Origin of the sequence: Aeoliella straminimaris, from assembly GCF_024054565.1 — a bacterium.
GTDB classification, from domain to species: domain Bacteria; phylum Planctomycetota; class Planctomycetia; order Pirellulales; family Lacipirellulaceae; genus Aeoliella; species Aeoliella straminimaris.
In genome coordinates this window covers 19,454-37,987 of record NZ_JAMXLR010000087.1, presented here as the reverse complement: position 1 = coordinate 37,987, position 18,534 = coordinate 19,454, and the positions used below count along the sequence as shown (strand labels likewise).

Genomic DNA, 18,534 nt, shown 5'->3' with positions numbered 1-18,534 from the left:
CTCAGCCGAGTCGGCAGCCTGCGTGCCCTAAAGCGGCCACAGACGCTGACTCTCTCAATATCGTTGTTTACAGTTCGTACGCGCCCGACGATTCCAGCCGCATCGTTTTGGTGTGCACGGCTACCGCACCAGGAAACAATCCAACGCAGACGCGGCTGCCGGACTTCTTCCACGGCCAATCGGGACCTCGCAAACCAACGCGCCGCTGCGTCTTATCGTTGTCGAAAGTTGCGTTGCCCACATTCAAGCCATCTGGCTCGTCATCAATGGTCAGCACCCGGTACCACTGCGAAAAGAACAGCGGTTGGGCGGGTGTGCTGGAAGGGTGAGGGCCGCAAACCATGACCCATTGACCCTGGCGGAACTCATCGTACGCCGTTTCACTACCGGTACCGGGCAGGTCGCTGGCGTCCAGTAAGATCTCACCTCCCCCAGTGCCCGTGGAAACAATGGCCCCCTCAACTAACACTTCGCTGGTACCAATGCTGCTGATCGGGCGTTTGTAAAACACAACGACCGACACGTCGAAGTAATAGGCCGACGGGTCGAGCGCCAATGCCAGGCGGGCCTCGCTCTGGGTAGGCGCGACCATCGCCATCCAGGAGTAGTCGCCCCGCGATTCGCGGCGATAGGCCACGTCGACGGTCTGGTCGCCATTGGTGTCGGCCCCCACCATCCGCTGGCGGCGGGGAAGCGACTCATCGTCGTCCGTCTGAATGGCCAGGTCGTCGCTGCTGGAGTAGAGACTCTGAGCCAGCGATTCACTGGGGAGTGAACTACCCAACATCATCGAATCGGTGCAGAGCCGGCGGATTGGCCAGGCACCATTGAACTGGTCCCAACGATTGCCGGTGGAAGCCGCCCAGTTGACTGGAATCACGGCCGGCGCTCGGCTGAGTTGGAGCGCACCTGCTCCCCCCCGTAAAGCTCCTGCAGTGCCCAACGGATCGATGATATAAATGAACCCTGTGTCACTGTTCATACCGATCTGATCCAGGATTCCGAATTGATCGCGATTGTCAGCCATTCCGGTCTGCATGAATTGATCCATCGTTGCATACGCACCGCCATGCCAGACTCTCCAATTCTGGGGGTCGAGCGCACCGCGGGCGACCAGATCGGCGAAGGCCGCTTGGGCAATGGCTGCCCCGCGGTCGGCCACTTCGCCTTTTTGCATGAAGTAGCCACCCACGGGAAACATGGCCGCCGCGCCCAACAAGCCTACCGCCAGGATGCCGATGGAAATCAGCACTTCGGTGAGGGTCACACCGACGCGTAGCGAGCGAGGCCGTAAGCAACTGTAGGGTTGTTTTCGTAACATGGTTCTTACTCGTTTCTCAGTTTGCCCCTGAGAAAAATGTCCTGTACCGTTCCACACATCGTGGGGAACTACTATCCGCCGGTGGTGCGCCGCATCTCGCGGGCGAACTCTTGGGCGGCTTGGATTTGTGTGCGACGAATGTCCAGCGGGCTCATGCTTCCATCCTGGTCGAAGTCGACCGGGGGCAGCGTCGCGACGTTCACGAACGCGTTTTCGGTGGTCACGATGTTGCCGTTTTGCGAACCAATGGTGACCCACCGGCTTTCGAGGTTCAGCCAGTTGAGTTTTGCTTTTTCTGTTTCCCGCTCGGTCTCGGTGCCACCTACCAGGTCGAGCGTGGTATCGGCTGGGATCAATTCGCGGCTGCCAACCAGCAGCGAGATGTTGGTCGCAGGGATGCCCAGCAACGTGCTGGAAACCAGATTGCCATCTTGGTTGTACTGCACTCGCCGATACTGCACCCGTTCGACATTGCCTTCGGGGCTGAACATGATGAACACGGGGCCATCCGACACGTTCTCCATTAATTCAGCCGTGTTGTCGCCGTCCTCGTAGTGGAACGGCACTTCGCCCACGATGCCCGATGCCTCGAGGTCGATGGCCGTACCCTCGGGCAACTGGAACGGGTCGGACGAAGTGGTTACCGGCTGGCGGTGAATCTTGTAGGGGCACGGTTCCGACCAGAACGGCGAGGCACTATTGCCGGTCCGGATACTCGCCGTCGACAACCGCTGTCCCGCTGCATCGTACACTGGCTCGATCAGCTGCCCCGTGTTGTTGATCGGCACAGCGCCGATCTGCGCCGGAGTGGCAGACGACGAGGCCCCCAAATGACCTTCCAGGTAGCTGTTACTGATAGCCATCGTCCCGGAGTCCACAATGCGGTACTGATTGCCAAGCACTTCCACCACATCGCCGAGCCGCAACAGAATGGGCGCCACCAGATCGGCGTCCCACCCCAGCGGTAGATTGTCGCTGTTCGGCTGGTGGGTGTTACCACGTGTAATGAAGTCCAACACCACCTGCCCTGGAACATTCGGATTCAGCGCCACACGCATCCGCGAGTTCTCGTCGAACCCTGCGTACGGCACGGGCACTTCCACAGGCACCACCTCCAGGCACACCCCGCGGTCGGCTGCTCGGCCGGTCTCGCTGGACAGGCGTTTGAGCGCCACGCCCACCGGTCGGCGGGTGGAGATAGCCTGTGATTGCTGCTGGGTCAGGTACGTGTTCAAGCTCCGCGATGTCTCCCGCAGTCGCCGCCCGGAAGTGGTAGGCGTCAGGATTGGCAGCGCCGCCGCGGTGAGCGTGGCCAGAATGACGATGACGATCAACAGCTCGATGAGTGTCATCGCCGAGCGACAGCGACGAACAACGAATGGCGAACGACGCAGAACCTGCGGGCGCAGCGGCGCCACGGGAACCATCGTCCTTTCCCTATTCGGCATTCGCATATCCACTTGCATGTTACTCGGCCGTAATGTTGTGGTTGGTGATGTTGTCGGCGCCGCCGTTGACGTCAACGGCGTCCAGGTTGTCGTTCATGGGCGACCCCAAGTAGAAATCGCCGTCTGCGGAATTGATCAATGCGTAGGGTAGCAATCGGGGATTAGAACCAGGCAAACGCCAAACGATGGAATCCCGGGCCGTGTACAGTTGATAGACCCCATCGGCACCGGGCGAGAAAATCAGCGGTACCGTACGGAAGGCGGGTGGATCGACAAGGAACGGGTCAAACGGATCGTGATCGGTAGCCGCTGCACTCACCCAGGCCTGGACGGTTGGATCGCCACCCAGCTCGCGAGCGTTCATCTGCAGGTCCGATTCGTACCCCACCGGCCAGCGAATCCAACTGATCGGACGTCCCCAACCATCAAGGAACTCGTACGCGCCATCGCGATCGGTGTCGCCGATGCTGCTCTCGTTGAACAACGAGCGGGCCTCGCCGTCGGCCGTGGCGGTCATCACGAACATGTACAAGCACTCGGCGCCCTGATTGCTCAGGATATCGCTCTTCGGTACGCCGGCATCCAGCATCGAAAAGTACTGCCGCCGGTAGGCCTCGTTCAGGGGCGTGACGCCACCGTACGTGGAGGAGGTCAAGGCGGTTGGCGGTTTGAGGTACACGGGACCAGTGTTGGTCAGGTCACTCACGCTGCTTACATCGGCTGGCACCTTGAAGAGGACGTCGCTCCAACGATCGGGCATCTCCGCCAGCATCAGCTCGCGGAGCGCGAACAGGCGAGCCAGTGCCCGATCCTGTCCTTTGAGTGCCCTGAGTGCTGGATTGTTGTCGTTCACCGGCGCCCGGCGGTCTTTGTAAGTATCGTAGTGCTGCATCACCAGGGTGTGGATGCGGGCGATCATCGCCTTGGTGCGGGCTTCGCGTCCGTGTTCGGCGGCCCTGGCCGCCACGCCCAACAGCAATCCGGCCAGAATGGCGATGATGGCAATGGCCACCAGCAGTTCCACCAAGGTGAAACCGCCTTGCCGCCCCGCCCGTCGCGTCAGGCTAAGATCGGAGTTCGGAGTGCGGGGTGCAGAAAGCGACCTCGCCGCGCGCACTGCGTCGATAACGCTGCCGCGTGATTCCGCACACCGGGTTGTGCATTCCGAATTCAAGATCATGGTTGCGAGTCCTCGAGCGTTCGATCCGTCGAGAAGTTGGAGATCGTGTCGGCAATCTCTCCGGTCCAGGGACCATCGGGATACACCAGACCATTGAACTGGGTCGTGGGGTCCAGCGACCAATCGACCAGCAGTTGTTCGTTGGCGAAGTCGCCCCAAGCATCGTCCAGACCAGCAGACAAGATCTGGCACTTACCGTCGTTTGCCAAGCGAAGATTGTTCAGCGTGTAGTTGTTGCCACTTCCCGTTTTCAGCGTCACGATAGGTCCCATCCCATCGTGCCTGATCAACGTCTTTGGCTTGGTCGACGCATCGAAGTAGGCGTATGGCACCGTAACGTTATTCGGTGTGTACCACCACAAGTTGATACGGCGAGTGGTGTTGGCGTCGCGCGGGTCGGGATAGGTGATGTACCGCCCGCTGAAGAAGTTGTCGTCGCTCCGCGGGCCCAAACGCGCTTCGTCAAAGGCAAACCCGCCACGAGCCCCAACATCTTCCTGGGTTTGATCGGTTCCCGCCGAGTTGGTAACAAACGATGGCCCTTTCGGCCCGCTGATCGGATACTTAGAGTCGTCGCTAAAGCCACCCAGCCAGAACACGATGCTTTCGTAGGGAGACATTCCATAGGTGGGGTCGACGTTCATCTGGTAGTTACCGCTGCTCACTCCAGTGGCAAGCACGGCCAGCAATGCATCCGGCTCGCGTTGCTTGGGGAACGCCTTATTGAAGTGGCGTTTGAACAGGCTGAGCTTCGCTTCTGGCGTTGCGTTGGGCAGGCAAAAATTCGGAGGATACGCCCCACCCGAGATGTCGTTGGTGTACGACTGAAATCCATCCGAGAGCTGCGTGGCCTCGGTCTTGATCGCCGCTTCGCGAGCGGCATTAATTGCAGCACCGCCGGCCACCAACAACAGCGACGCCAGCGCCGCGATGATGCCGATCACCACCAGCAGTTCCACCAGGGTAAAACCTGAATTCAGTTTTCCAGTTTCTGATTTGTGACGGGGAGTCATTCGAGCGCTCCTCAATGAGCAGTGATTCGGCTGGTTGGTCATACGGAATTGGTTACGCGTTACTCGGCACTAGCCGCTGAGGCCTTCGATCAGCTTCACGAGCGGGATGAACAGCGCGACGACGATAAAGCCGACCATACCGCCCAGGACGATAATCAGGATTGGCTCCATCAGCTTCGTCAGACTGTCGGTCAGCACGGCCACTTCTTCGTCGTACACGTCGGCCACTTTATAAAGCATCGTGTCGAGCTCACCTGTCTCCTCACCGACGTCCACCATGTTGACCACGATGTCGTCGACGATTCGTTGGTTGTACTTCAACAGGTACAGCAAGCCACCGATGACGGGGATCGAAGTGATCCAGAAGAACAGCGCCACCGGGTGGAAACCGGGCATGCTGTGCTCCTTCATCGGCTTGGCGATCGATTCGCCCTCGCGAATGGCTTCGGAGATACGGCTATACATCCGCTCGAACACGGCGTTGCCCGACGTGTCGCGGGTAATGTTCAGGGCTTCGAGAATCGGCACACCGCTGGCCACCAGCGTACCGAGCGTTCGGGCGGTGCGGGCCATGGTGTTCTTCTCGAACAACTGGCCAAAAATCGGCACCTTGATGATGTACTGATCCCAGCCCATGCGTCCTTCCTTGAACTTCCGCACCAGCTTGATGAACAACCAGACGCTGGTGGGAATCAGCGGAATCAGGTACCAGTAGCTCACGGTCCAGTCCGAAAGGGACACCAGGGCCTCGGTCATGGGAGGCAGTTCGAGGTCGAACTCGGTGAAGATTTGACGGAACTGCGGCACGATGAAGATCATGATCAATGTCAAAATGATCACGGCGATACCCACCACGAAGACGGGGTAGATCATCGCACCTTTGACTTTTCGCTTCAGCGATTCGGCCCGTTCCTGGAAGTCGGCCAGACGCTGCAGAATCAGTTCGAGGGCACCACCGGCTTCGCCCGCCTTGATCATGTTGACGTACAGGCGGTTGAAGCACTTGGGGCTCTTGGCCATCGCTTCGCTGAGGGTGGCGCCAGCTTCGATCTCGTCGCAGGTATCCTCGAGCGAGTACTTGAGCCGCCCCGGCTTGGCCTGCGTGGCGAGAATTCGGAGCGAGCGCAGAATCGGCAAGCCCGCGTCCTGCAAGATGGAGAGCTGACGCGTGAAGGTGGTGAGGTCCTTGCTCTTCACGCCCCCGATCACCAAGCCCCGCTTCTTCTTGGCCGCGGTGCCAGTCTCTTCCTTCTTACGGCTCTTCTTGACGGAAATCTTCGTCACGAAGTAGCCCATCTGGCGTATTGTCGCTTGCGCTTCTTCCTCGGTGGTCGCTTCGATCACGTCTTTGATCTCAGCACCCGTGGCGTCCATCGCTTCAAATTGAAAAGTAGGCATTTCGGTTTCCTTCGGAAACGGCTATTCGCTGTCAGCTATTGGCTATCAGCTCTTTCAAACTGGTCCGGTGATGGGTTGCATTGGCCGACAGCCGAAAGCCAGTAGCCATTTACGCTTCCATAATCGTCTCGCGGATGACTTCTTCGGGGGTGGTTGTCCCTTCCAAAGCGGCTTGCATGCCGGCCGTGCGAAGGGTGACCATTCCATGCTTTTCGGCCGCCTTACGAAGCTCTTCCGTTTGGCAGTTCTCCATAATCATGTCGCGCAGGTCGTTGTTCATGATCATCAACTCGAACAACCCGACGCGGCCTTTGTAGCCCGTGTTGTTGCAGACCTCGCAGCCGCTACCACGGTAGAACTTGTGCCCCTTCATCTCCTCGGCGGTGATCTCCAGGTCGTCCAGCACTTCCTGCGTGGGGTGGTATTCCTCGCGGCAGTTCTTGCACACCCGGCGCACCAACCGCTGGGCGAGGATCGCTTCGATTGTGGCGGTGATCAGGAATGTCGGCACGCCCATGTCCTTGAGTCGCGTAATGGTGCTGGGCGCGTCATTTGTATGAAGTGTGCTGAACACCAAGTGACCGGTGAGCGATGCCTGCACCGCGATTTCAGCCGTCTCGAGGTCGCGAATCTCGCCCACCAGGATCTTGTCTGGGTCTTGCCGCAGGATGGCTCGCAGGCACTGGGCGAACGTATTGCCAATCGAGGCGTCGATCGGTACTTGGACAATGCCGTCCATGTCGTACTCCACCGGCTCCTCGGTGGTAATCAGTTTGTCCTCGACGGAGTTCAGCTCGTTCAGCGCCGAGTACAGTGTGGTCGTCTTGCCCGATCCCGTCGGACCGGTCACCAACACAATGCCGTTGGGTCGCTTAATGGCATTGCGGAAGCCGATCATTGTCTCCTCGTTCATGCCGACTTTGTTCAGGTCGAGCGACACCACCGATCGGTCGAGCACTCGCATCACCACGCTCTCGCCGAACATGGTGGGCAGCACGCTCACGCGGAGGTCGACCGGGTGGCCACCGACGGTCAGTTCGATACGTCCGTCCTGCGGCATCCGCCGCTCGGCGATGTCGAGTTCGGCCATCACCTTGATACGGGTGGTAATGGCGAACGCCAGGTGGCGTGGCGGCGGCACCATTTCGTACAGTACGCCGTCGGCCTTGATGCGAATGCGGAACTCGTCCTCGAACGGTTCGAAGTGCAAGTCGCTGGCATGGTCCTTAATCGCCAGCAGCAGCACCATGTTTAGCAGCTTTCGCACCGGCGCGCTATCGGCCAATGCTTCGACGCTGGTCAGGTCGATGGGGCCGTCGCTCGACACTTCGGCGGCGGCTCTGGCCAGTTCGGCGTCGTTCTCCAGATCGCCCACCAGACTCTCGACGCTCTCGGTATTCTCGCCGTAGTAACGCTCGAGGGCCGCATTCATGCTGCTGGCCGTAGTGACCGCCACGCGAATGTTGTATCCCAGGAACGTTCGCAGTTCGTCCTGCACCGCCAAGTTCTGCGGATCGCACATCGCCACGGTCAGCGTGTCGCCTTCGAATTCGGTTGGCACGATGCGATACATCTGGGCCATTGGCTCGGTGACCATGGCCAGCACGTCCTTGTCGATCGTCAGGTCCGACACGGTCACGACCTTCAAACCCATCTGTTCGCCCAAGGCCTGGGCCACCTGCTCCTCGGATACCAGGCCCATGTCCATGGCAACGCGGCCGAATAACTGACCGGGCTGCTGTTTTTGCTCGTCGATGAGCAGCTCGAGCTGCTCATCGGACAAGTAGCCCATGTCGACCAGAATCTGTCCTATGCGACGCATTGCCATGGTAGTGAAACGGAGTTTATTCCGTTGGTTTCGGTCTGATTTCTAGTTAGGTCGTTGGTGTTCTCTGCAACGGAACGAATTCCGTTCCACGGTGCTATGCCGCATCGTCCTCGCCTGGTTCGTCGTCGAACATGCCACGTTCGGCGGCCGCGAAGCGAGCAGCCAAGTCGTCCGGCGTGTTGCACTTGGCCAAGGCATCCTCCTTCGAAACCAGGCCTTCCTGCCACAGTTTGAAGACGTGGTCGTCCAGCAGCTGCATGCCGTACTTCGAGCCGGTTTGAATCTGCGAAGTGATACGGAAAATCTTGTTCTCGCGAATCAGGTTGGCGATACCGGAGTTCACCACCAACACTTCGAACGCCGCTACACGACCGCCACCCACCTTCTTGAGCAACTGCTGCGAAAGGATGCCGATGATGGAGCTGGCGAGCTGCGTACGAATCTGATCCTGCTGGTTGGTGGGGAACACGTCGATGATACGGTTGATCGTGCCGGCGGCGCTCGAGGTATGCAGCGTGCCGAACACCACGTGGCCCGTTTCGGCCGCGGTGATGGCCGCTTCGATAGTTTCCAGGTCGCGAAGTTCGCCCACCAGGATGACGTCGGGGTCCTGACGTAACGCCCGGCGAATGGCCTCGGCGAAGCTGGTGACGTCCACGCCGACTTCACGCTGGTTGATGGTCGACTTCTTGTGGTTGTGCTGGAACTCGATCGGGTCTTCGATCGTGATAATGTGGTGGTCGACGTTCTCGTTGATGTAGTCGACCATCGCCGCCAGCGAGGTACTCTTACCTGAACCCGTTGGCCCGGTAACTAACACCAGGCCACGCGGTCGCAGGATCATTTTCTTAAACACCTGCGGCAGCTTCAGCTCGTCCATGGTCCACAGCTCGACCGGAATCTGCCGCAGCACCATGGCCACCTTGCCCCGTTGCCGGAACACCGACACACGGAAACGGGCTTGCTCGCCGAAGGCGAAACCAAAGTCGGTACTACCTGTCTCCTGGAACTCCTGCTGACAGCGGTCGGGCGTGATGCTCTTCATCAAGCCCATGGTGTCCTCGGGCTCGAGCACCTTGGTCTTCAGCTTCTGCATCCGGCCGTGCAAACGCAGCACCGGCGGTTGACCGCATGTGATGTGTAAGTCGCTAGCACCCTGCTTGATGGCAGCGGACAGCAGTTTGTCGATAAGAATAGTGCCCATGACGATTACTTCCTGGCGCGCGGGTTTAAGCGGTGCCGCGACCGCCAGTGGCAGCCGGGCATTCTCTTCTGCGCGAGGAAGATTTCCCTGTTCCGATCTCGCTCACCACTCATCGCCGGTCGCGCCCCTGAAGCGGACTTGCCTGGTAGTGATGTTTCCGACCTGGCGAACCGCGTCTGCCCGGCGTGTTGGGTTGCCTCATCCGCTTCCTGGCCCGGTAGCGAATCTTCAACACGTTGGCAGCCGCCAATCGCGTAAGGTGACGAGCGGCCGGTACAGGATTATTCGCCCTCGCACAGGACGACTCAAGTCTCGATTTTACATCTAGTTAGCGCCATCAAGGCGGTTGTAGTGGCTTGTTGGTCGCCGTTGGCAGTTGGCGATGATGGGCTTCTCGGCAAGCGGCTGGCCGCAACGCAGTGGTCACTCGTCATGCACCGCATGGTCTCGCATGTCGAACCGGCAGCCCGAGCGTCCAGCGGGTTAGGTGACCTTCTTGGCGACTCGGAACACCTCGTCCAGCGTGGTAATGCCTTTGCACACTTTGAGGATGGCGTCGTCGTAAAGCGTTGTCATGCCAAGGCTTACGGCCTCCTTTCGAATCTCCTGGGTCGAAGCCCCCTGGAAAGTGAGCTCACGAATGCGGGAATTCATTGTCATCAATTCGAATACACCCAAGCGGCCACGATAGCCGCTGTTGCCGCAGTGGCTGCAGCCGCGGCCCTTCATGAAATTGGCCTCGGCCGCCATCTCGGGCGGGATGCCAGCGGCCTCCAATTCGGTATCGCGAGGCGTGTACGGTTGTTTACACTTACTGCAAATCACGCGGACCAAACGTTGGGCGAGAATTCCAATGACACTTCCCGCCACCAGATAAGAGGGGACACCCATATCGACCATACGTGTAACGGCACCGGGCGCATCGTTCGTGTGTAGCGTACTAAATACCAAGTGTCCCGTTAAACTAGCCTGGATTCCCATGCTGGCAGTCTCGTAATCCCGCATCTCGCCCACCAGGATCACGTTCGGGGCCTGACGCAGCATCGCCCGAATGATCAACGCGAAGTCGAGCCCGATCGAGTGCCGCACTTCCACCTGATTGATGCCCGGCAGGTAGTATTCCACCGGGTCCTCGGCGGTGATGATTTTGCGGTCCGGCCGGTTCAGCTCGTTCATGGCCGCGTACAGGGTGGTGGTCTTTCCGGAACCCGTCGGACCTGTCACCAAAAGGATTCCATTCGGCCGACGGATCAGGTTGCGGAAAACCTTGAAGTCGCGATCCGAGAGACCAAGCTGGCGGACGCCAACCTTGATGTTGTCCTTGTCCAAAAGTCGCATCACGCACGACTGGCCATGGTTGGTAGGCAGCATGCTGACGCGGAGGTCCAGTTCCTTGCCGCCGGCCGTGATCTTGATGCGGCCGTCCTGCGTCCTGCGGCGTTCCGCAATATCCATGCGGGCGAGAATCTTGATACGCGAGAGCAGTGCACCTAGCAGACGACGGGGCGGGCTGTCGCGTTCGACCAGCACGCCGTCGATGCGGTAGCGGATGCGGACCCGATCTTCGAACGGCTCGACGTGGATATCGCTGGCCCGCAGTTGCACGGCCTCGCCGATCATCAACTGCACCAGGCGGACGATGGGGGCACTGGCCTCGTCGACCAAATCATCCTCGTCGGCACCGTCGCCCTCTTCGGTCTCGGTGAAGTCGATGGCCGTGTCGGTGAATTCCTGCAGCATTGAGTCGGCCGACTCGTCGCCAATCTGGCCATAGTTGCGGTTGATGGCTTCGAGGATGCTCTCGCGGGTAGCCAGGGCAATTTCGATTTTGCGGTTCAGGATGAACTGCAGCTTATCGATGGTGTCGAAGTCCTGCGGATCGCTCACCAGCACGCGAAGCACGCCATCCTCCTCGGATAGCGGAATCACCGCGTTTTCTCGGGCCACCGACTCGGGCACCAACTCCACCACGGCGGGCGGGATGGCGACGTCGCGGAGGTCGTAGTATTCGAAACCGTCGCGGGCCGCCAGGGCCTGCATAATCTGTTCGCTCGACGAGTACCCCAGTTGCACCAAGGCATCCTGAGGTTTCATATGCTGTGAGGTGGCCAGTTGCTTGGCCTCCGCCCACTGCTCTTGGCTGATGAGGCCCTGCTTAACGAGGTATTGGCCCAGGTCCATGGAAATTACTTATGGGGATCGGAGGGTGCGATTAGGTGAAGGGACAACGCGTCGCGAGCTGAGTGTACATCTCACTCGCCTTCTGACATTCGTCAGCCGGGAGAAAGCGTATTGCTCCCGATCGAGTGGCCGCCTGAAGGGGAGTATAAGATGTTCACGCAGAAGGCCCGGACTTCGACGCTAACTCCCTATGTCACCTAGACTAATGTCGCTTGCAGGGGGTGTCAACCAAACCGCTGGAGCGGCCCGAGGGCGGAGAGCCCCCCATCGCGGGACGAAAAGCCAGTCAAATAGCCACCCAATCAGGTGAGTCCGTAGCCCGCCACATGACGTGCCTGGGCGTAGCAATCGGCCATTCGCTCGGCCACCAGATCCAGCAGGGCCTCGTCGTCCAGATTGGCGAGATCTTCGGGAGGAATCGCTTTGCCGCAGACCAACGCAACCGGCCGCGGCGACGGAAAGGTCTTTCCCCGGGGATAGGCTTCGAAACTGCCAGCGATTCCCAGCGGGACGATGCTCGCTTTGCCCCGCCGCACCAGGGCAATGAAGCCCGGCTTGAGCGGCTGGAGCTTGCCATCCTGCGAGCGGGTTCCTTCGGGAAACATCAGCACGGCATCGCCCTGCTTGATGCGTTTGAGGGTCGCCCGAATGCCCGCCAGCCCGCCTCCATCGCGATCGATGGGAATGGCGTCGTAGGCGCGGATCATCGGTCCCAGGATGCCTTTGAACAGGGTATCGCGAGCCAGATAGCCCAGCGGCCGCGGCATGAAGCAGCCGATGAGCAGCGGATCGAGGTGGCTCTGATGATTGGCCAGCAGCACAACTGGTCCCTCGGCCGGCATATTCCGCATACCCCGCCGTCGCAAGCGGAAATAGACCCGCGCCACGCCGCCCACGACCCACTGTGTGAGGCGATACCAGAGGAGCTTGGGGAACGAGCGACGATACATGCGGGGCGAATGACCAGTGACGAATGAAGAGTGAACAAGAATCAAATAGTTGCGCTGAACGCGTCACTGGTGCTGCATGACGATCTCATGCAGGCGGTCCACCACTTCTTCGGCCGACATGCCATCGGTGTCGAGCACCACGGCGTCGCGGGCCTTGATGAGCGCTCCGACGGGCCGCGAGGCATCGCGCTGGTCGCGCTGCTGCTGCTTTTCGAGCACCTCCTCGAACGTCAGTTGCTCGCCTCGCGCGGTCAGGTCGTGGTAGCGCCGTTCGGCACGCACCCGCTCGCTGGCTGTGAGGAATATCTTGCACTCAGCGTGGGGGAAAACGATAGACCCCTGATCGCGTCCTTCGGTGACGAAGTTCTGTCCTTCGGCGGCGGCACGCTGCAATTCGACCAGCCGGGCCCGAATTCCTGGGTGATCCGCGGCGTATCGCGTGGCGGTGGTGATGTCCTGGGTACGAATGACGCGGGTGACGTCCTGACCGTCGACCAGCACGGCGTCGTCGGTTAGCTGGATGTCGAGGCTGGCCGCCACTTGTTCGAGGGCCTCGGCATCGTCAAGGTCGACGCCCCGCTCGAGCGCCGCATGGACCACCGCCCGGTACATGGCCCCCGTGTCGAGAAAATGGAAGCCCAGTCGCTTGGCCAGCGCCTTGGCCGCGCTGCTCTTGCCGGCTCCGGCAGGTCCATCGATGGTGACGATCATGACAGGGGGATGGGGACTGGGGCCTGGAAACGGGGAGTTGCCGGTGCGGGCCTGAACCATAATATCACGCAGCTTTTCACTCTACTGCCCATCGCCGATCGCGAGCAGCACTTCGACAAATTCGTACGCCGCCAGGCTCACTGGCACCCGGCCCTCCTCCACGCGCAGCAGTTGATCTGGTTCGCCCAGAAAGTTCACTTGCTGGGCCTCTTCGATGGTTTGCCAGGTGGCGAGCGTGGTATGCACCGCGCGGCCTGCCGTTTCCAGCAGCCGCACTCGCAACAGCCGGCCCTCGGCGCCATGGTCTTCCACCTCCAGATGGGTGACCATCACGTTGGCGGCCCCCACGCGGAACCACCAGCCACTTGGCTGCCGAGGCGTTGCGGCAGGCAGGGCCACCACCGACTCGGCCTGCCGCCAGACGCTATAGGCCTGCGCCGGATAGCGACCATCGAGCACGTAGCTTAGCGCAGCAGTGGTGTTTTCGCCAGCCGCCTCGAACAGCGTGGTGTCGAGCATGCGGCCCGAATGACGGTAATGGAGTCGCACCTGGTCGCACAGCACGGCCATGGGCGAAATCTCGCTGGCCAAGCCCACGCAGGCCGAGCGCACCCGGGAGGCGCCGGTCGGCAGATCAATGCCCTGCAGGCCCCGGGAAAGGACGAAGTCTTCGTCGCGAACCGCGATCCGACTGGCAACCGCGCAGTGCTTGGCGCGATCGGCCAGCGGCTCGAACGAGACCTCGATATCGATGTTGCGCGAGTGAGCCTGCAGCGTGGTGCGCTGGCGAATGGCGGCTAGCGACTTGCCATCGCGGTCAACCACACGATAGCGGCTCACCAGCGTGCCACGTGTGTCGCTCGACTCGGCGACCTCCCAGCCATCGGGCGCGAGCTGCAAACCGGCGGCGATGCCTGGTGGTCCGAGCGGTGCCACGGCCAGTTGCTGCGAAAGGTGGTTGCCCCGACGGTCGTGGAACCGAGTGGCTGAGATGCCGCCCGAAGTGGGATCGAATACCACTTCCAGGTGCTCGTTTCGCAACACGCCCGGCTCGCACCGCGGCGGCTGCGCTTTCGTGTCGATGGCCGGTAACCATCGCCAACCACAGCCAGGCAGCGATCCACCGGCCATGGGGCAATCGAGCGACGAGGCGTTGATCCATAGCGTGCCAGGTGTCTCGGCCGACTCACTTGCACCAAGCAGATTGCGAAACGCGGCGGGGGGCTCGCCGGTTGCACCGGCCAGTTGAGCCAGGGCCGCCACCTGTTGGCTGGCGGAACTGACGCTGTCGATCACCCGCGAGGTGCTGGGATAGTCGCTCGCCGGAGTAATGCCGGAGTAGTCGTGCGAGCTGGTTTGATCGAAGTAATCGCCCAGCGTGATGGGGCGTCCCAGCAACGTCGAGCGCCGGGTCACCTGCATCAGATCGGCGTGCCACTCGGTGCGGTGCCCGGGCCAACCGACCAACAGCAGCGAGGCGGCCAGGTCGTAGTTCATCGTGTGCTGCATCTGCTGCGACAGGCCCAGCATGGCCGTGGCGCTGCCCACGTCGATGGGTTCGGCGGCCAGCGCTTCGATCGACATGTTGTCGAGCCCGGTCCAAGTGGTGCGGCTCGAGACCCCAGCCGGGAGCGGATAGCCTGCGAAGTTGCTCATCACGGCCGCGTGGTACCCCAATCGGTTCAACACGCCCGGCACCAGCGGCGCCATCGGCCCAGCGTGGTTGGCAAACACGCGCGGTGGGTGGCCCAGGTGTTGCTCGGTGGCGGAGCGGGCCGCCTTGAGTTCCGCCAACAGCGTTTCAGGGGCCAGTTCGGCGAGCGGGGCGCCGCTGCGGGTGCTGCCACACACGGTCACCCGCTTCTCGTCGATCGCTGTGCGGAGAGCGACCAGCGACTCGGGCTCCTGCGCGGCCATGTGATCGAGCACCTCGCTGGTGACCAGCACGTTCAATTGGCTGGCCTGTTGGCACTCCTGGCGAAAGGCCTCGCCCACGGTCGTCGCAGCGGTCAGCGACAGGTCGATCAGGTAGAAGTCGATTGGGTAGTAGTGGTTGCGACTCTGCATCAATTGGTCGTACGCGTCGCTCAGGTGAGTGTCGAGCGCGGTCTGATCGCCCGCCAGCGCGGCTGCGGCTGCCCCCACCACCGCGGTGCGGAGCGACTCCTGGGTGACCTCGCGATCATACCGCATCGAGCGGGTAAGCAGCTCGATCTGCAGGTAAGCGAAACCAAGGGCGTAAAAATCGGCCGTCAGCTGGCTATCCTGCTCCAGCGGCAGCTCCAGCAGCTCGGCCAGGTGCGAAATAACCTGCCCGCGGGAAGCGAATTGTTGGACGCGGGGCGCCATGGCCTCGTCGGCCAACACCGGCTCGCCCAGGTGCGTTTGGGAAATATCGGGCACCAACATCAGGTGGCCCGGGGCCAACGGCTCGTGGACCAGAGTGTCCACCGGCACGGTGTCCGGCAGACGACCAGTGGCCGCCAGCAGGCGGGGATGCCAGAGCGAGGTCCACAGGGCCAGGAAGTTCCCGCTGGCGGCGGTGTCCCAATTGGGCGAGAGATCGCCCAGCGTGTCGCCCGGCAGGGCCAGCGTGGTCTGACTGGGGTGCATAGCAGGCAAAACGGCAATTGAGGCAGAAAACTCGGTATATCCCGCACCGTAGGCCAGTCGCCCCGGGAGCCACTCGCGGCTTAGCCCCCGAAAACTTGGTACACAGTTTGTAAGGATCGATTACAATGGAAGTTACAGCCGAGGGGCAGCTGCCGGACCGTAGGTCGGGCGGCTGGTCGCACAATATTTGTGCGCCCTGGCTCTCCTCCCCAGTTGTACACACGCAGACCACTTAGCGTCGACCCGGTTGTGGGGCCCACCCGATTCCGGGAACGGGTTCGTCGCTGGAGGGTTTTGCAGGGATCGGAATACGGAACAGAGGAACTAATCACATGGCCAAGAGTGGCGCTGTTTGGGGTATCGACATTGGCAACTGTGCGCTCAAAGCGTTGCAGTGTCGGCGTCATGAGAAAGACACCAACCGCATCGTGGTCGAGGCATTCGACTTCGTCGAGTACTCCAAGATTCTCACCCAGCCCGAAGCGGATCGCGAAGCGCTGATCGCCGAAGCGGTGGCCACGTTCGTATCGCGCAACGAGCTGAAGGGCGATCGCGTGGCGGTCTCCGTCCCCGGACAGAGCGGCTTGTCGCGATTCATCAAGCTGCCGCCGGTCGAAGCGAAGAAGATTCCCGACATCGTCAAGTACGAAGCGAAGCAGCAGATTCCCTTCGCGCTGGAAGACGTGGTATGGGACTACCAGCAACTGTCTGGCGGCAATCAGGAAGATGGCTATGCCATCGATCCCGAAGTGGGCCTGTTCGCCATGAAGCGCGATCAGGTGCACCGGGCCATTCGCCCGCTGACCGACGCCGGCATCGAGGTCGACTACATCCAGCTCGCGCCGCTGGCCATCTACAACTACGCCTGCTTCGACCGGATGAACAACCTGGAGGACGCCCCGCCGTTCGATCCGGACAATCCGCCGAAGAGCCTGCTGGTCCTGTCGTTCGGCACCGAGACCACCGACCTGGTGATCACCAACGGCTACCGCGTGTGGCAGCGCAACATCCCCATCGGTGGCAGCCACTTCACGCGGGCGCTCACCAAGGACATGCAGCTCACCTTTACCAAGGCCGAGCACCTGAAGCGGAACGCCACGAAAGCCGAAGACCCCAAGGCTCTGTTCCAGGCGATGCGGCCGGTGTTCAGCGACCTGGTGGCCGAGATCCAGCGGTCCATCGGCTTCTTCATGAACAACAACAAGAAGGCCGAGATCGGCGACATCGTCGCCCTGGGCAATCCGATGCGACTGCCTGGTCTGCAGCGATACCTGTCGCAGAACCTGGATCAAAAGGTGTTGTTGCTGGAAGAGTTCCCCGGCTTGGTCGGCGGCAGTGTCACGGCCGCCCCGCAATTCCAGGCCAACCACCTGAGCTTCGCCGAGGCGTATGGCCTGTGCGTGCAGGGGCTGGGGATGGGCAAGCTGGAGACCAACCTGCTGCCGCATGAAATCGTCACCGAGCGCCTGGTGCAGGGCAAGAAGCCGTGGACCGTGGCCGCCGCCGCCGTGCTGATGCTGGGTCTGACCGTCAACTACATCAGTCACTCCAGCACATACAGCAGCGCGGATGTCGAAAGCGACACCATGTCCAAAGCGCTGAGTACCGCCAGCGGCGTCGCCAGCGGATTCCAGAGTGGTGAAGGAGAGCTGCAGCAGAAGGTAACCGAGTTCGACGAACTGGCAACCATCCGCACCAACCTGCGGAGCAACGATGATGGCCGGCTGCTATGGCTCGAACTGCTGAAGGCCATCGACACCGCGTTGCCAAAAGACCCCCGACCGATTGGCGAACGCGAGCTGACAGCCGACGACGTCCGCAATCGCGAGGAACTGCACATCGAATCGATGGACTGCGAGTTCTTCCCCGACGTTTCCATTTGGTACACCGAAGTAGAGCAAGCCATCAAAGAAGCCGCCGGTGTGGTGGTGGCCCAGGAAACACCGGCCGAAGCTCCCGCTGAGGATGCCGAAGGCGAAGCAGCTGGCGAAGCGACCGCAGAAGTCGATCCCGAGACGGCTGCCGAGGATGCCGAGGCCGTTGGCGAACTCGCCGGCGACATGGCCGATGAGTTCTCGGACGACGGCATGGGCGGCGAGGCCGAACCGGTTCCGCCCAGCGGCGAAGGTTGGATCATCCAACTGACCGGCTACCACTACCACAACAGCGATCCGGAGAATCCCGGCGAGTTCGATCGCGAAGACGAAGCGGGCAAGTTCGTCTACCGCACGCTGATCGAAAACCTGAAGAACGGAACCGTGCAGCTCCCCAGCTCCAAAGGCGAAATGAAGGAGTACACGATGAAGGAACTGGGCATCTCCAAGCCGGTGATGGTCAGCTACTTCCGGCCCGTAACGGTGACGTTCGATCCCAACGCGGCGACCCCCGAGGAAGCCTCGAAGTCCATGAGTGACTACCGAGCCTCTCAGGACGAGATGGGTGGTGGTTGGGGCGGCCCCGCCCAACGCAAGCCGGACGGACCGACCGCACCCAAACCTGAACATTGGAAGTTGAAGCGTTACGAGTTCCAGGTGCAATTCATCTGGCAGCCCCAACCTCGTACGCTGCGTGACAATCCCCCTTCAGCAACCGATGGCTTCGACGACACGGGAGCCGGTGCGTTCTAGGAAGTCGAACCTGTAATAATCTACTGCGGACACCGAAACTCGCCTTACGAGCGGTAAAAC

Annotated in this window: 12 protein-coding genes; 1 reads left to right on the top strand and 11 read right to left on the bottom strand. The window is 61.0% G+C overall.

Going from position 1 to position 18,534, the window contains the following annotated elements; all coding sequences use genetic code 11:
• Window positions 1–67 precede the first annotated feature (67 nt).
• The 11 genes from NG895_RS24290 to NG895_RS24240 all read right to left on the bottom strand — a co-directional run bounded on the left by NG895_RS24290 (window position 68) and on the right by NG895_RS24240 (window position 15,856).
• The gene (locus NG895_RS24290) at window positions 68–1,321 is read right to left on the bottom strand and encodes a type IV pilus modification PilV family protein (RefSeq protein ID WP_252855143.1); all 1,254 of its coding nucleotides are present in this window, start codon (window positions 1,319–1,321) and stop codon (window positions 68–70) included.
• A gap of 71 nt (window positions 1,322–1,392) precedes the next feature.
• Complete coding sequence (locus tag NG895_RS24285) at window positions 1,393–2,769, bottom strand: pilus assembly FimT family protein (RefSeq protein ID WP_252855142.1); 1,377 nt, start codon at window positions 2,767–2,769, stop codon at window positions 1,393–1,395.
• A gap of 19 nt (window positions 2,770–2,788) precedes the next feature.
• Entirely contained in the window at window positions 2,789–3,949 is a 1,161-nt protein-coding gene (locus tag NG895_RS24280; protein WP_252855141.1) for a prepilin-type N-terminal cleavage/methylation domain-containing protein, read from the bottom strand.
• On the bottom strand, window positions 3,946–4,962 hold the full coding sequence (locus NG895_RS24275) for a type II secretion system protein (RefSeq protein WP_252855140.1): 1,017 nt from the start codon (window positions 4,960–4,962) through the stop codon (window positions 3,946–3,948). The genes NG895_RS24280 and NG895_RS24275 overlap by 4 nt, the downstream gene beginning before the upstream one ends.
• Window positions 4,963–5,031: 69 nt before the next feature.
• Window positions 5,032–6,360 (bottom strand): type II secretion system F family protein, encoded by a 1,329-nt coding sequence (locus tag NG895_RS24270; protein WP_252855139.1) that lies wholly within the window; start codon window positions 6,358–6,360, stop codon window positions 5,032–5,034.
• Between the two features lie 109 nt (window positions 6,361–6,469).
• On the bottom strand, window positions 6,470–8,188 hold the full coding sequence (locus tag NG895_RS24265; RefSeq protein ID WP_252855138.1) for a GspE/PulE family protein: 1,719 nt from the start codon (window positions 8,186–8,188) through the stop codon (window positions 6,470–6,472).
• Between the two features lie 94 nt (window positions 8,189–8,282).
• Window positions 8,283–9,392 (bottom strand): type IV pilus twitching motility protein PilT, encoded by a 1,110-nt coding sequence (locus NG895_RS24260; protein ID WP_261361780.1) that lies wholly within the window; start codon window positions 9,390–9,392, stop codon window positions 8,283–8,285.
• A 483-nt stretch (window positions 9,393–9,875) separates the two neighbouring features.
• Window positions 9,876–11,573 (bottom strand): GspE/PulE family protein, encoded by a 1,698-nt coding sequence (locus NG895_RS24255; RefSeq protein ID WP_252855137.1) that lies wholly within the window; start codon window positions 11,571–11,573, stop codon window positions 9,876–9,878.
• A gap of 302 nt (window positions 11,574–11,875) precedes the next feature.
• Entirely contained in the window at window positions 11,876–12,523 is a 648-nt protein-coding gene (locus tag NG895_RS24250; RefSeq protein ID WP_252855136.1) for a lysophospholipid acyltransferase family protein, read from the bottom strand.
• A gap of 63 nt (window positions 12,524–12,586) precedes the next feature.
• A complete protein-coding gene (gene cmk / locus NG895_RS24245) occupies window positions 12,587–13,234 on the bottom strand; it encodes a (d)CMP kinase (RefSeq protein ID WP_252855135.1) in 648 nt (215 codons plus the stop codon).
• An 81-nt stretch (window positions 13,235–13,315) separates the two neighbouring features.
• Window positions 13,316–15,856, bottom strand: coding sequence for a polysaccharide deacetylase family protein (locus NG895_RS24240; RefSeq protein WP_252855134.1), 2,541 nt, complete (start codon window positions 15,854–15,856; stop codon window positions 13,316–13,318).
• 323 nt (window positions 15,857–16,179) lie between these two features.
• Between NG895_RS24240 and pilM the strand changes: the two genes are divergently transcribed.
• Complete coding sequence (gene pilM / locus NG895_RS24235; protein ID WP_252855133.1) at window positions 16,180–18,474, top strand: type IV pilus assembly protein PilM; 2,295 nt, start codon at window positions 16,180–16,182, stop codon at window positions 18,472–18,474.
• The last annotated feature ends 60 nt before the right edge of the window (window positions 18,475–18,534 follow it).